The 15,088-nt window shown below is 50.4% G+C and carries 14 protein-coding genes; 10 read left to right on the forward strand and 4 right to left on the reverse strand.

The annotated features are described in order from the left end of the window. Positions 1 to 130 precede the first annotated feature (130 nt). Entirely contained in the window at positions 131 to 364 is a 234-nt protein-coding gene (locus tag HAV38_RS09510) for a hypothetical protein (RefSeq protein WP_245182298.1), read from the forward strand. 145 nt (positions 365 to 509) lie between these two features. Here HAV38_RS09510 and HAV38_RS09515 read toward each other — a convergent pair whose 3' ends face one another. Then, positions 510 to 1,022, reverse strand: coding sequence for a DUF421 domain-containing protein (locus HAV38_RS09515; protein ID WP_168054807.1), 513 nt, complete (start codon positions 1,020 to 1,022; stop codon positions 510 to 512). A gap of 254 nt (positions 1,023 to 1,276) precedes the next feature. On the opposite strand from HAV38_RS09515, the gene HAV38_RS09520 reads away from it, so the two are divergent. Beyond that, positions 1,277 to 3,328 (forward strand): RICIN domain-containing protein, encoded by a 2,052-nt coding sequence (locus HAV38_RS09520; protein ID WP_168054808.1) that lies wholly within the window; start codon positions 1,277 to 1,279, stop codon positions 3,326 to 3,328. 125 nt (positions 3,329 to 3,453) lie between these two features. Here the strand turns inward: HAV38_RS09520 and prpR are convergent, their stop codons facing one another. Beyond that, complete coding sequence (gene prpR / locus HAV38_RS09525; protein ID WP_168054810.1) at positions 3,454 to 5,127, reverse strand: propionate catabolism operon regulatory protein PrpR; 1,674 nt, start codon at positions 5,125 to 5,127, stop codon at positions 3,454 to 3,456. Positions 5,128 to 5,570: 443 nt separating this feature from the next. On the opposite strand from prpR, the gene HAV38_RS09530 reads away from it, so the two are divergent. The 6 genes from HAV38_RS09530 (at position 5,571) to HAV38_RS09555 (ending at position 11,440) form a co-directional block, all read left to right on the forward strand. Next, entirely contained in the window at positions 5,571 to 5,996 is a 426-nt protein-coding gene (locus HAV38_RS09530; protein WP_168054812.1) for a hypothetical protein, read from the forward strand. Positions 5,997 to 6,404: 408 nt separating this feature from the next. Further along, a complete protein-coding gene (locus tag HAV38_RS09535) occupies positions 6,405 to 8,291 on the forward strand; it encodes a propionate--CoA ligase (RefSeq protein ID WP_168054814.1) in 1,887 nt (628 codons plus the stop codon). A 281-nt stretch (positions 8,292 to 8,572) separates the two neighbouring features. Then, positions 8,573 to 9,523 carry a pseudouridine synthase gene (locus HAV38_RS09540; protein WP_168054816.1) on the forward strand — a complete coding sequence of 317 codons (951 nt, stop codon included), beginning with the start codon at positions 8,573 to 8,575 and terminating at the stop codon, positions 9,521 to 9,523. Positions 9,524 to 9,618: 95 nt separating this feature from the next. Beyond that, the gene (locus tag HAV38_RS09545) at positions 9,619 to 9,879 is read left to right on the forward strand and encodes a hypothetical protein (protein ID WP_168054818.1); all 261 of its coding nucleotides are present in this window, start codon (positions 9,619 to 9,621) and stop codon (positions 9,877 to 9,879) included. Positions 9,880 to 9,887: 8 nt separating this feature from the next. After that, positions 9,888 to 10,568, forward strand: a complete 681-nt coding sequence (locus HAV38_RS09550; RefSeq protein ID WP_168054820.1) for an alpha/beta hydrolase — start codon at positions 9,888 to 9,890, stop codon at positions 10,566 to 10,568. An 80-nt stretch (positions 10,569 to 10,648) separates the two neighbouring features. Further along, positions 10,649 to 11,440, forward strand: a complete 792-nt coding sequence (locus HAV38_RS09555; protein WP_168054821.1) for a 5'-methylthioadenosine/adenosylhomocysteine nucleosidase — start codon at positions 10,649 to 10,651, stop codon at positions 11,438 to 11,440. Between the two features lie 153 nt (positions 11,441 to 11,593). Here the strand turns inward: HAV38_RS09555 and HAV38_RS09560 are convergent, their stop codons facing one another. Continuing rightward, positions 11,594 to 11,920, reverse strand: a complete 327-nt coding sequence (locus HAV38_RS09560) for an NIPSNAP family protein (protein WP_168054823.1) — start codon at positions 11,918 to 11,920, stop codon at positions 11,594 to 11,596. Positions 11,921 to 12,257: 337 nt separating this feature from the next. On the opposite strand from HAV38_RS09560, the gene HAV38_RS09565 reads away from it, so the two are divergent. Beyond that, the gene (locus HAV38_RS09565; protein ID WP_168054825.1) at positions 12,258 to 13,184 is read left to right on the forward strand and encodes a DUF3034 family protein; all 927 of its coding nucleotides are present in this window, start codon (positions 12,258 to 12,260) and stop codon (positions 13,182 to 13,184) included. A gap of 17 nt (positions 13,185 to 13,201) precedes the next feature. Then, positions 13,202 to 13,654 carry a group I truncated hemoglobin gene (locus HAV38_RS09570; protein ID WP_245182299.1) on the forward strand — a complete coding sequence of 151 codons (453 nt, stop codon included), beginning with the start codon at positions 13,202 to 13,204 and terminating at the stop codon, positions 13,652 to 13,654. Positions 13,655 to 13,827: 173 nt separating this feature from the next. Here the strand turns inward: HAV38_RS09570 and HAV38_RS09575 are convergent, their stop codons facing one another. Beyond that, a complete protein-coding gene (locus HAV38_RS09575; protein WP_168054827.1) occupies positions 13,828 to 15,087 on the reverse strand; it encodes an NAD(P)/FAD-dependent oxidoreductase in 1,260 nt (419 codons plus the stop codon). Position 15,088: the final 1 nt, after the last annotated feature.

Raw genomic sequence — 15,088 nt, forward strand, 5'->3', positions numbered from 1 at the left:
GACGACTGGGTATGGAAACGGCGTTAATTTTTTCCTATTATGAATATACATTTCATCGACTTACTAACTTTAGGAGTAGGTTGCTAAAGGATGAAATGTTGGTCACTCTTTCAAATATTGAAAAGGAAATATGATGAGCTCATCAAACACAGGTGGTAATCAAGATAAAGGTCAATCGGGTTCAACCCGAGGCGGCACCCACGAGCAACATGTGAAAGCTGGTGAACAAAGCCATAAAAACACCTCGCAACAATCGGGCGATCAAGGCAATAAAGGCGGAAGTGGAGGCGGTAGCGAAAAGTCCAGCCAAGGCGGCCAGGGCGGTTCCAAAGAGGGTTCAGGTTCGGGTCGCTCAAAGGGCTAAACTACTGACGTCAATTGTTTCTCACTGGGTCGCCGCATAGTTGTAAGCGAGCTGTTTATTCCGTCCCGGTAGTCATTTTATTCCGGAGCAAAGCCGACTTTATGGTCGGCTTTGCTTTTTTTAAGTCCTTTTTGGACCGTGGGGGTCAGGGAGGTTTTGGCGCGTTCGGATCTGGTTTTGCAAACACGGATAGTTCGCCATTTCTCTCAAGCACTACCTTGGTCACCTCTTTGATATCGGTCGTGCCCATCTTCTTGTTCACGGCTTCGCGCAGGTCAGTATCGGTAATGAGGCCTGCGCGCATTTGATGTCTGTCGATTATTCCATCGGTCACAAGAATCCGGGCTGATCCACTGACAATCTTGTCAAAAAGTGGCGACCATATGCTAAGCAGGCCAATAATTCTATGCAACACAACTATCGTCGTCCCTGCGCATAAGGTGGAAAAAAATGGTGAGGCGCCAACGATTGCGCGGCTGAGGACTGCGCCCAGTAAAACGGTGATGCACAGGTCGAAGGCGCTGCGATGCCCTAGCGAGCGCCGCCCACCGACCCGCAATAATACAAGCGTGAGGATAAAGACGATTAATGCTCTGAGTGACATCTGAAGGATCGAAGGGTCGCCAGTTATACCAAACAATGTGCGCCAAAGTGCCATAGTCAATCTCCGGTTGTCTTGATAGTAATTCAGGTTGAAACCGATGGGCAGGAATATCTGTTTTTGGCGAGCGCTATTTTGAAAATGCACTGCAGGAGTTAGCAGGATAAACGAGCGTTCCACGCCCAAAAGGTGTTCTGGCTTATGTTACTCTGGAGAAATGTTCGTGGATGCGTAATTATTTTTAAGGCATAGCGACAATAATTCCTTGCGGTCTGTTTGATTCACATCTTCCATTAGAAACGGGATTTTGCATGGCTGACAATATTGTTTTAAATGGCATCAAGCCCTGTGTTGATCCAAGCGTTGATCCTGATCTGGTAGATGGTGTCGTGCGAGAGTTGGGCAACCTTTATGAAACCGATCCTTTTTTGACCAGTGTTAGCCCTCAGGCGGCAGAATGGCGCGATGAGAAATATCTCACTATCGCTGACGTTGCGCAAACAGTTGCCTGGTTTATCGGCAACACAGTCGGCGAAAGAATACGAGAAATCATCATTTATAATGCCATCCCGTCCTGTGATCTCGAAGTGGTATCTGCACACAATCATGGTGGAAGCTGGAAAATAGTCGAAGGCATGGAAGGAGCGCGCAAGCTTGTCGACACAAGCGCGCCTTCAGGCACTATCCCCGAAGGTGAGACTGTCAGTTACGTTTTATCGGCAAACGGAGATGTCAAGGGCGAGTTGGAATTCAACGTCGTAGACAAGCAAACTCGAAGGATAAGATCAAATTTCATCATATCTTTCGAAAAACCGGTGTGGAGAACCGCCACATACAGCGTTAAAACAACTAGTTCAAACTTCCGCGACTTCGATGTTACCTGTCTCGATACATGGGGTAACCAATGGTATTTGCCCGGGTGGAATACCGGCGGCTCTACCCGACATAATGAAATTAACAGCGAGACCGGATTTGGCCAAAATAACCATGCGGTAATTGCATTTAGTCTGGGTGAAGAAGTTCTGACTGTTGGAGAATTGCCTGAGAGTCGGCGCTGTGCCGCCTATGAGCGCGGATTTTATACCTCTATGGGAATAGGCGTACCCCCACCTCCCAATCACCGAAAAGCGCGCGTTTGGGTTGCGATGAGTAATCGATGGAGAACCGGTCGAGTGGGGGAGACCCTCGGGAACCTGATTGGATCGCTTGTATATGGATGCTCGTGGTTGTTTGGGCCGAACAAGCCCACAGTAACGCCTCCATATCACTTCCGCTCTCACATTCCTGTGAATGGCAGGACCTATATTATCTGCTCCCGCCTAAACGGACTGCCATTTGCGGACATGTTCAGTGAGAACGGCTTACATACAGCAGCCCCCAATTTTTCTGATCCCCGTCAGCAATGGGTGGTTGAGGTTGAGGGGAAGGCTATTTTTTCCTTCCGCAATGTGCATACCGGACGTTGGATATGTACTACGAAGACGAGTGGCATGGTGGCCCTTTCTGCCCACGAGACCGACTACCTTACGCGTGATTACTGGCTGGGACATAGTGACGATGGACGTTTTCACGTATTGGCAATTGTTGCCCCCCAAGGAAACTACGAACCTCGGGCGGTGATGGGGATTCGTCAGAACACCGCGATGATGTGGACGCGGGAGTACGACGCACATGCACAACATGTTCAGTTCACAGAATATTTTCCGATCGTGACCGGCAAGCAATATAGCCTCAAAAATTTGTTTAGCAATAAAGCCATTGATGCGCAGGGCGGCAGCATAGGTGGAACCCCGCTGATTCAATATACTTACACTGGGGCGGGCAATCAGCATTGGACTTTACACAAACGAAAGCATGGCCAAAATTATGACATTCGCCCTGTCGACGGGCCGTACTTAAGGTTCACAGGTGCTGATCCGGACACACTTGTCATACTCCGCAGCACTAAACAACCTGATGATGACGTGGAAAGCTGGATGTTTAGCCCTAGTCTTTATGGCGCTTACAGCATTGATTACGTGATTAATCCATGGTGGACAAAATCGCTGCATTTGCCCGGTCCGACCATGGACGATGTCGAGTTGCGCGTGTATGCACCCGATGCTCACATTAGCCAGCTATGGCACGTAGATCCGGTTGAAGAACATAAGCGCGAACACCGCCAAACCGAGCTTGATCGCCGCATTGCCAAGGCTGAGGTGGACATCGCCGAAGTGGAAGAACAAATACGTAAACGCGGTGATCCAGACGGTGCACTGGCAAAATGGCTGGATCAAAATCGGGCGCAACTGGCACGTATGAAAGCAGAACGTGAGCAGGTACATGAGCATGCGCCAACCGATGGAAATTGCTCAATTTGCTAATAAAGGCCGACCACGCACAGATTGAGGTTAAATTTCCTGCACAATTAGTGCTGTGGTCGCGGGGACGATTGAGTGGATGCCTGCGGTATCGATATAGCGACCTGGACGTTGATTGTTCAGTTGATTTACTTCAGCTTACGCCATAACGTAGTGCGGCTTATTCCCAGAAATTTTGCTGCGGCTTCACGGTTGCCTGAGAAACGTTCAAGTACCTGCACTAAGGATTCCGCTGCTATAGCCTGATTCGGATGTGCTTTAAAGTGTGTTTGGATCGGCGGATTGGGCAAATGATCTGGCCTGGCAAGGCCGAGTTCTGGCGCAAGCCGCAGCATGAACGCGGGTGTGAGCGCCTGCAACGGTTCAGCCGCCAGATATAGCGCCAGACGTTCCGTCAGGTTGCGGAGTTCGCGCACGTTGCCGGGCCACGCATAACGCCCAAGTAAGGCGCTGCAGGCTAACACCTCGGCGTGTAGATTAGCGTGCGGGCGCACGCCAAGCGATGCCAGTGCATGTTTCAGGCACCACTCCGCCAGCATTACCAGATCGTCGGCATGGTCGCGCAAAGGCGGCAAATGTAGCCGCAACACCGTCAGCCGATAAAACAGGTCAGCGCGAAAACGTCCCTCTTTAACGCGCTCTTCAAGATCGCAATGCGTGGCGCTGATGATGCGTACATCCACGGGAATCGGTCGGGTGCCGCCTACACGAACGACTTCCCGCTCTTCCAGCACCCGCAGCAAGCGCGTCTGTAAAGGCAGCGGCATTTCTCCGATTTCATCTAGAAACAATGTGCCGTGATTGGCGGCCTCAAACAAGCCTGCACGGCCACCGCGACGCGATCCGGTGAAGGCACCTTCTTCGTGTCCGAATAATTCTGATTCCAGTAACGACTCGGCCAGCGCGCCGCAATTAACGGCCACGAACGGGCGGCGCATTTTAGCGGCGGTGCCTTGCTCATGCGGATGTTCCCGATGAATGGCCTGTGCGGCCAGCTCTTTACCCGTGCCGGTTTCTCCCTGAATTAAAACGGTGGCGGGCGAACGCGCAAACAGGATGATCGTTTGACGTATGGTCTCCATGACGTCCGAGTTGCCACGCAGATCATTGATGCTATGTTTCGTACGTAGAGTATCCCGCACAGGATTGCCGCGTCCGCGCGAAGATTCCAGTTGCGTCATATGCGCCATTTCTAACGCATCTTCGAATGCCTGCCGTATTGAACTGGAGGAGTAAACAAAAATTCCGGCCAGCCCGGCTTCTTCCGCCAGATCGGTGATGAGTCCGGCACCGACAATTGCCTTGATCCCCAACGCTTTCAATTCATTTATCTGATCGCGCGCATCCTGTTCGGTGGCGTAAGTCCGCTGTTCGATACTGAGCCCGAACACGGTTTGAAATTCGCGCAACGCCGGAAGTGTTTCCTGATAGGTGATGACGCCTAGCAGCGGCGAGATTTTGCGCGCCTTGGCCAGTGCCTGCATAAAATCAAAACCGCTAGCCCTGGCGATGATCACTGGCACCGATAAGCGGCTTTTGAGATAGGCGGCATTAGAACCCGCCGCAATGACAGCGTCGCAGCGTTCATGGGTCAGGCGTTCACGGATGTGTTGTACAGCATCTTCGAAACCGAGATTGATCGGTACGATATTGGCCTGATGATCATACTCCAGCGTAATGTCGCGGAACATATCAAATAATCTGGACACCGAGACGGTCCAGATAACCGGCTTATCGTTAAGATCGGTATTGCCTCCGGCTTGCCGTTGCGGATTGGTAATGCCGGAGTATGGACGTGACATGCGAGCCTTGAAAAGAGATGGGGGACTTACGCAACATCGCCCCAGCTTGCGTTGTGATTGCCTGATCGCCAACGCGGACCAGTATGCCAAAAACTGCCTTCGTCGGCAGAGTTGGCAAGCAGATATGGGGACGATATTGAGAAAGTTCTGTATGTTTCATCACTGTTTCATAATTCGGTTTGTAACGCAACATGGAACGTTAAAAATTCTGCCGTTATCTGGCTCTTTTATGTCTAAAATCTTGTAAGTTATTGATTTTAATAAATATAGTGGTTGTTGAATCTTAGCCTGAAAAATTATTCTTTCATTGAACGATTTATAGCGCCGTAAAGATTTAAAATTTATATTCGTTGTAGGGCTTACTTAATGCCCAAATAAAAAGCACCTTTTGGCTTTTTGCCAGTCAATTACTTACGATCAAATTCGCGAAGTGAGGAAATCCCATGAATCGACTAATAATTGCAATTAAAGCAAGTCAGCGCCGCTTTTCACCGATAAAAGCTGCTGCAGCGCTAGCGATGGCCGCTTTGCTGGCTGCATGTGGATCGCCGGTGCCAGTCACCGAAACCCGTGCGCCTGCGGCAGAGGTGCCTGTGCTAAGGGCCTTGATCGCGCCGCCAACTTTGGTCACAGGAGCATTTGATTGTGAGTTAGGTAATCGGGTAGAGATTCAATCAGACGCAAAAAGCGGCACCAATTTAATCTGGAAGGGTAGCCGCTATGCGATGACAGCGGTGAGGACGTCCACTGGTGCCGTACGCTATGAAAATCCCTCCAGCGGAATGCTCTGGATTCAAATTCCCGCTAAATCGATGCTATTGAATACGCGTCAGGGCGCGCAACTGGCTAATGAGTGTAGAGTGCGATAGATTGCGGGGGAGTAGTAGCAAATTCTGGTAGTGGCACCGGTTTAGAAAAAGTGAGTTGAAGGCACTGATGGAGTGATAGTCTGTACATAATGCATTGCGGTTTGACTAATGAGGTGTAGCCTGTTTCACCTTCTCCGCCATAACATACATTTTGATGGCGTACCGTATCGATACCACACCGTGTCACGAGACTTTTTAAGTGCCGAAAAAACTTATAACGCACTATCGTGGCAATGGATTTTTCAATCAGGGCGCTCTGTAGGTTATGTGAAATTTATGTGGAATTAATGTGAATAGCGCGATTCGGGATCCTCATCGCGCTATTAACGTTTTTGGGCGATAGCATTCGCGCTTGACCTTAAATTTTTCACGTATGCTTCCAGAGTTGTTCTTTGGCGAGGAGACAGCATGACCTATGCAAGCTTGTATCAACGATCAGTCAACGATCCACAAACCTTTTGGGCTGAGCAAGCCAGAAGAATTGACTGGCATAAACCGTTCACTCAGGTGCTGGATTACAGCAGGCCGCCATTTGCCAGATGGTTCGTCGGCGGCACCACCAATTTATGTCACAACGCGGTCGACCGTTGGGTTGCAGCGCGCGCTGAACAAGCGGCGTTGATTGCGATTTCGACCGAAACCAACAGCGAACGCACATATAGCTATCGGGAACTACAGAGCGAGGTCATTCGGGCGGCGGCGATGATGCAGGCGCTAGGTGTGGGACGGGGCGACCGGGTACTGATTTATATGCCGATGATTGCCGAGGCGGCATTTGTGATGCTGGCTTGCGCTCGCATCGGTGCGATTCACTCGGTGGTATTTGGCGGCTTTGCGGCGCATAGCCTGGCGACGCGGATTGATGACGTAAAGCCGGTACTCATTGTCTCTGCGGATGCCGGTTCGCGCGGTGGCAAGGTTGTACCTTACAAAGGTTTGCTGGACGACGCCATCACGCTGTCGCCCTATAAACCCGCGCACGTGCTGATGGTCAACCGGGGCTTGGCGGAAATGCCGATGACTACAGGTCGCGATGTTGATTATGCAGAACAAAAGGCGTTGCACATGGACGCCAGCGTGCCAGTCGTCTGGCTGGAATCGAACGAGATTTCCTACGTTCTGTACACGTCAGGCACCACCGGCAAGCCGAAGGGCGTGCAGCGCGATGTCGGCGGACAGGCGGTCGCGCTGGCGACCTCGATCGATTATATCTTTTGCGGCAAAGCGGGCGGTACGTTCTTTAGCACCTCGGATATCGGCTGGGTAGTCGGGCATTCTTACATCGTATATGGACCGTTGATCGCCGGTATGACAACCATCATGTATGAAGGATTGCCGATTTCGCCCGACGGCGGCATCTGGTGGAGCATCGTCGAAAAATATAAAGTGACGCAGATGTTTTCGGCGCCGACGGCAATTCGTGTATTGAAAAAACAGCCACCCGAACTTTTAGAAAAGTATGATGTGTCGTCTCTGCAAGCGCTTTTTCTGGCGGGAGAGCCACTCGATGAAACGACCTCAACCTGGATCGCCGGTGCGCTGGGGGTGCCAGTTTACGATAACTACTGGCAAACGGAATCGGGCTGGCCCATGATGACCATCGCCAAAAATATCGAAGACAAGCCAACCCGTTTAGGTAGTCCGGGCATACCAATGTTTGGCTATAAAATGCAATTAGTCAACGAGACTACTGGCGAAGTGTGCGCGGCCAACGAAAAAGGTGTTTTGGTCGTTGAGGGGCCATTGCCCCCCGGTTGCCTGCAAACACTCTATGGCGACGATGAACGGTATGTGAGTACTTACTGGTCCAATTTTGAGCGTCAGGTCTATTCCACCTTCGATTGGGGGGTGCGTGATGACGATGGTTACTATTTCATTTTGGGCCGCACCGATGATGTCATTAATGTTGCGGGACATCGCCTCGGCACGCGGGAAATCGAAGAGAGTATATCCAGCCATCCCAACGTATCAGAAGTCGCCGTCGTCGGTATCGAAGACAAGTTGAAGGGGCAGGCTGCGGTGGCTTTCGTGGTGTTAAAAAATGCCGCCGTCCTGACCGATGATGCTGCCAGAGCAAAGTTAGAAAAAGAAATCATGGGTGTAGTGGACAAACAAATCGGCGCCGTAGGTCGCCCATCGCGGGTGTACTTCGTTAATTTATTGCCCAAGACGCGTTCGGGAAAATTACTGCGACGTTCGATTCAGGCCATTTGTGAAGGCCGCGATCCTGGCGATTTACCGACGATTGAGGATGCCAGTTCGTTGCAGCAGATCAGCGCTGCAGTAGGGCGCTGACAGGTTTTTTTATTCCAGACCGAGGAAGGTGGGCGCACAACGGGATGGAGGGGTGAAGAGGCGCACTATTCATGTATATTAATTGTTATTAGGATAAGTGTAGGTACAAGTACAAGCAACAGTAGCTGGCTATCGGCAAATACCGCGTGTTTGTCGATAGCGCTGTATTATAGCGACCGGGCATAGCAACCCGGTAAGCGCAACCCCGGCATAGGGGCGCTGAGGCATTTTCCTTTATTTTCCTGCGTGATACCGCCCGTTTCTTTTCATCATCAATCACTATGACCTATATCATTCGCCCGGCGACGGTTAGCGACGCCGGGCACGCATCCACGCCATTATCAACCCGATCACTACCGCTGCCCGTTGTGGACGGCGTTGCGCCCAGTTATGTCTGGCTACCAGCGGGTGACTGGCCCGATTTACTAACTTTTTTAATACAGCGCTTTCCGGCGATATCGGGAATCACCTGGGTTGCGCGAATGGATAAAGGCGAAGTGGTTGATGCTAACGGCATCAGGCTGACATCGGCAGCGCCCTATCGACACGGTGGCAGGATTTATTATTACCGCGAGCTGGACGCTGAAACGCCGATACCATTTGAAGAAGTGATTCTGTATCAGGATGAACGGTTATTGGTTGTCGATAAGCCGCACTTTTTGCCGGTGATTCCCGCGGGCCGGTTCTTGCATGAGACCCTGCTGGTCCGACTAAAAAAGAAAACCGGACTGTCGGAGCTGTCACCCATTCATCGGCTGGATCGAGAGACCGCCGGCGTGATAATCTTCTCCCGTGACATCGCTTCACGCGGCGCGTATCAATCGCTTTTTCAGCACCGTAAGGTGGACAAAGTATATGAAGCCGTTGCCCCGAGCATGCCGCAACTTGTATTCCCATTGATTCATCAGAGTCGGATGGTGGAAGGTACACCTTTTTTTAGAATGGAAGAAGTAAGCGGCGAGCCAAACTCGGAAACCCAAATTGACCTCATTGAACACCGGCAAGAAAATAGCTTATACCGCCTGCATCCGCTGACCGGTAAAAAACATCAGTTGCGCGTCCACATGGCGGCGCTGGGGATGCCGATTGTTAATGATGTTTTTTATCCGGACATCAACGATTGCAAGGGCGACGACTGGTCGTCACCCTTAAAGCTATTGGCAAAGAGTATTGCGTTTGAAGACCCGATCAGCGGCCAGCGCCTGCACTTTGAAAGCAACCGTACTATCTGAAAAACACCAAGGAGGAACGTACCAAGCAGGAACGTACTAAGCTAGAACAAATCAAGCAAGAACGAATTAAACAAGATGCACCTCAGGAGTAAACCATGAGATCTACCCGTGCCACCTACGCCATTGAGCGTCTTAATGCGCGTAGTCCCGGCCAGCGCTATTCAATGATCCGCACCGCAACCGAATTATTTATACTGGCAAAAAATGCGGGCGATGATTTGCCGATCCGCGTGAGTGAGCCGCTGGAACTGGATGCCTTCGTAAAATTCGTCAACGCTTACGGTCCCCAAATTCCCAAACGCGTGAGTAAGCTGGATGTCGCATTTGAAAAGCAGTTACATAAAAAGGATAGTTAACCGCCACTATGGATAACGGTCCAGGCACCTTAACTAGCGGAGGTAATACGCCTGACCTACGGGAGGCCCGCGTTCATGCCGTCCTGGTGCACGGCATGGGCCGCACACCAGTGTCAATGCTGATTTTGGCAGCACGGTTACGCGCAGCGTGCGTGCGACCGATATTGTTCAGCTATTCCGCCGCCTTCGAACGTTGGCAACCGTGCGTTGCGCGATTGCATCAATTCCTTGCAACCAAGCTCAACGGAGAGCGTTATATCGTGATCGGTCATTCGCTCGGTTGCCTGCTAACGTGCGCGGCATTGCCCGGGTTGCCGCGGCAACCGGAAGCGTGTTTTTTCCTGGCGCCGCCTATGCAGGCGAGCCATCTGGCGCGGACCTTTTCGCGCTGGCGTTTATTTCAGTTAATGACCGGCGAGATGGGGCAGTTTGTGGGACAGAAGAATTGGATTAAGCAATTGCCGATACCAGCTGTTCCTACCACCATTTATGCCGGTAGCGCTGGCCCGCGTGGCCGCTGGTCCCCGTTTCGTGATGAGGTCAATGACGGTATCCTGACGGTCGCCGAGACGCAACTTCCGGATATTCCGACGATTGTCGTACCATCCCTGCATACCACGATCATGAACTCGCGCCGGGTCTGCGACGATATCATCGCGACCATTCATCAGGCCAGCTCCGACGGTTGAACAATGAACTTTGGTATTTGGCCTCACTGCAATGCAGAACCTACAGCTGGTAAAAAATAATGCAACGGAGAAGATAGCACATGACAATAGGAATTTTAGCCGCAATGCATGATGAGGTCGCCGACCTGATCGGTGCGATGATAAAGCAGAGCGGCAATCAGGTGCACCGCATCGGCATGCGTGATTATCACGTCGGTAAGCTCGACGGACAATCGTGCGTAGTGGTCCTGGCCAGAATCGGCAAGGTTGCCGCAGCAGCGACAGCGGTCACGCTGATTCGCGAGTTTGATGTGACGGAAGTGATTTTTACCGGACTTGCCGGGGGCATCGGACGCGATGTGGCGATCGGTAACATCGTCATTGCCGATCGGTCGGTTCAGCATGACATGGACGTCCGCCCACTTTTTCCCCATCATGAAATTCCTTTACTGGGCCGGTCCGAATTTGCGACGGATATCGCGCTATCTGCCGAACTGAAGGTCGCAACCGAGTTGTTTTTAAAGGAGGATTTTCAGCAATCGGTTGCGCCGGAGGTGCGTGAAGCGTTCGGCATCAAGCAGCCTGTCTTGCATATCGGCCTGATCGCCAGCGGCGATCAATTCGTAGCAGACGTTGAAAGAGCAAACGGTATTCTGGCAGACTTCCCCCAGGCTCTTGCGGTTGAAATGGAAGGTGCGGCAGTGGCGCAAATATGTTTTGAGTACGATGTGCCGTGCGCGATATTACGTACGATATCGGACCGGGCGGACGCTAGTGCCCATGGTGATTTTGGGGCATTTTTGGCGGGGGTTGCCAGTCATTATTCTGCTGGAGTTTTACGGCGATTTTTTAGTGGACGTCGGGATGAAGAGCAAATAAATAGGCGAGGTTAGCTGGTAACTGAATAGCTGGTAACTAAAACGTGTTGTGCTCCGTGGATACTGGTCTGATCATTTCCGACCAGCACCCCGAGGCGATACCCAACATGCGCCAATGTCGTCACGGGTCCGCCTCAGCTATCTAGCCAACAACCATTAACCTGAAATTCACTGCATCGCCGAGTAAACAGTAGGCATCAAAAATTGATTCTCTATTCTCTCCACAATAATGCTCACGGCTTCTGTTTCGGCCCGTTGCTTTAACCACGCTGGGTCGCTCGCAAACGCATTCCACTTGGTTTCTCGTTCAGCCAAACTTTCCCATTGCAGCATGTACGTCAAAGTTTGATTGCTGGACCCGATCAAGGTCGTCCAAAATCCGACCTGCCTGATGCCGTATTGCTCCCAAAATTTAAGCGTAATCGTTTCAAAGCGATTATTCAGTGCCGGCAAACGTCCCGGTGCACAGTAATAAGTCCGCATTTCATAAATCATTTTTATTCTCCGCTTACATTGTTTTTCACAAGCGCCGTGTTCGTGCGCCCAACAGATATTTCTCCACGATCATAACGTACACAAAAAATCATTGCTCGCGACCATTCGGGATAATCATGATTTCTCAGGAGAAATATACTAATTTTTAGGTTACGGTAAGTAGTTCGTTTGTGAAATTCTTAGTTGCGCCTTAAAAACAACGATAAAAAATAACTAAAATTGTTTGAATCCAATTGTTTTCTCTGCACGTATCACAGAGAAGGAAAAAAATGTAGATAGCACAGTGGGTCTTTGCGCCCCAATCTATCGAGAAGTTTAATTCATCAGGGAGGACGATATGCGTTTAAAAACCACGATTGCAACGATAGCTGGCTTGCTTATTTCCAGCGGTGCGTACGCTGACACCGGGAAGCTCTTACTTACGGGTGGCGTTACCTCCATCGATGGCGCTGCGGGTGGTGGGCTGACGCCTTGGGCAGTTATTGGTAGCAATGCCACTGCCGATCAGATTGGGGGAACGGTACATTTTTCCCGCGCTAAGGTGAATGACTATTCTTTGAATACCTATGGCGCGTCGGTCGGCATTATGGACCGGGTAGAACTAAGTTTGGCACGCCAGGATTTCGACGCTTCGCCAGTGGTGGGTGTGAATGGCCTGGGCTTTAATGTTAGCAATAGCCAGCACATTAAGATGGACATTCTGGGTGTAAAAGTGAAGGTTGCCGGGGACGCGATTCTGGATAGCGATACATTGATGCCGCAAATTGCGGTCGGCGTCGAATTCAAAAAAACCGATGCAGGGTCATTTTCCCCTGTCATCGCGGCGTTAGGTGCGAAGGACACCGGTGTGGATTTCTATGTCAGTGCCACCAAACTATTTCTTGCGCAAAGTATCCTGGTCAACGCGACGTTGCGTGCTACAAGGGCTAATCAAAACGGTTTGTTAGGTTTTGGCGCTGCAGCCGGTGAAAATAACTACAAATTCGAACCTGAATTTTCAGTCGCTTATTTGGTTACCAAAAATGTGGTGATTGGTGCTGAATATCGCTTCAAGCCAAATAACCTTGAGCGCGTCGGTAACACCTTGCCATTGCCACGAAATGGTTTGCGCGAAGAAGACTGGAAAGATGTCTTCATTGCCTATGCCCCGATGAAGAATATCTCGTTTACGCTGGCCTACGTGGACTTAGGTCATATTGCTCCGGTGCTGGTTAAAAACCGGAAGCAAACCGGCGTCTTCCTTTCTTCACAGATCGCATTTTAAATATTCGAGGTGTAAACATGAAAAAATATTTCTGCACTATATTATTCTCAGTCGCCAGCGTGATGTCGGCAAATCTGCTGGCTCAAAATACGCCTTTAATGCCACCTGCGTCAGTGGAAGTATATAAAGAATTTGGCGAGAAACCGGGTCTTATTAAATTGATGGACGACTTTATGATCCGGTTGGTCGCCAATCCTGTAACAGGCCCGTCGTTTGCGCCCGCCAATCAGGTTCGTATTAAGGCGGAACTGGTTGAGCAGTTTTGCCAACTCTTGAGTGGTCCATGTACTTATCAAGGCATGAGCATGAAGACTGCGCATGCCAGCCTGCATATCAATAAGCCACAGTTCAATGCACTGGTAGAAGAGCTGCAAAAATCGATGGACGCAATGAATATTCCGTTCAGAGCACAGAATCAATTGTTAGCGCAGCTTGCGCCGATGTATCGGGATGTTATTACGGTTAAGTAAACATTTTTTGCGGTGATACATATCTTAAGATCGCCGTAAATTTTTTTCGGTTATATGGCGAATAGAAAATGCTCCTTTGGTTTTAAAGGGGCATTTTTTTTTAAATATTTATTTTTTTAGTGTGTGGCAGGACGTTGAATGATGACGTCGAAGTGGTAGCGATAGCCCTGCAGTTAAGTCAGCACATCTGCCCAAATATTCAGTGCCCAATATTGCGCATCCGTGTATTCCTGGGCTGAAGGATGAGCCGACGTGCCTCCTCCCGGCGCGGCCTTCATTATCTTTTCTGCCGCGTCATATCTGTACACCGTGGTGACATGCATCGCAGTTTTATTGTCGGCGTAGCTATAGCACGTGTTGCCAAAAACAGGAGACGGATCCGGTGCCTCATCCGACAGCATAAACGCCAGTGCATTGGCGCATACTTTCGCCTGAGATGTGGCGATGTGCGCGGATTTTGGCAGGCCGGAATCGACGCCATCGCCGATGATGTGAATGTTCGGGAACACTTTTGATTCATAGGTACGAAAATCCACCTCACACCAACGCTTGTCGACATTTGCCAGACCGGTATTCACGCATAAATCGCTGGCGCGTTGCGGCGGGATCACGTTCAGGACGTCCGACTTTACGGTGTCGAAATCTGTTTTAACCGTGCGCGTTGATACATCGATTTCTTTCAGGCTGCTGCTGGGAAAATATTCAATGAGGCCCGGATATAAATCTGCCCAGACGCGTTCAAATAACGGTCTTTTAGAAGTGATCGCAGGATTGGCATCCAGAATCAGAACCTTCGATTTAGGCTTATGATTTTTAAGATAGAAAGCTACCTGGCAGGCACGCTCATAGGGGCCCGGCGGACAGCGATACGGTTGTGCCGGAATCGTCAACGCAAATACGCCGCCATCCGGCATCGCCCGTAATTGATCAAATAGATTTTGGGTTTGTGGTCCGGCCTTCCATGCATGGGGAATTTTTTGCTGGGCTGCCAGATTGTTCAGCGCAGGAAGCCGGTCGTACATAAAATCGATGCCGGTTGCGACGATCAGCTTATCGTAAGAAAGCTTACCTTTAGAAAGACGGATTTCGGACTTATCCGGATCAATGGCAATAACCTTGTCCTTGATCCATTTGATACCGTGATTCTGCTTCAATAAATCGTAGGGAAGAGTGATATCGCTAAGGGTCTTTTCGCCGCCCAAAACCAGATTACTAACAGGGCATGATACAAAGTCGGCGTTGGGTTCAATGACAATGACTTCAATTTTTCCATGCCCCCACATCCTCAGATATTTGGCTGCAGTTGCACCACCGTAACCTGCACCGATGACGATAACACGGCCCAGTTTTTCTTTCTTTGCAAGCGCAGGTGCTGACATGGAAACCCACATCGCACCGCCTGCACCATATTTTAAAATGTCCCGACGATCCATT

Origin of the sequence: Glaciimonas immobilis (assembly GCF_011947285.1) — a bacterium.
Taxonomy (GTDB): Bacteria; Pseudomonadota; Gammaproteobacteria; order Burkholderiales; family Burkholderiaceae_D; genus Glaciimonas; species Glaciimonas immobilis.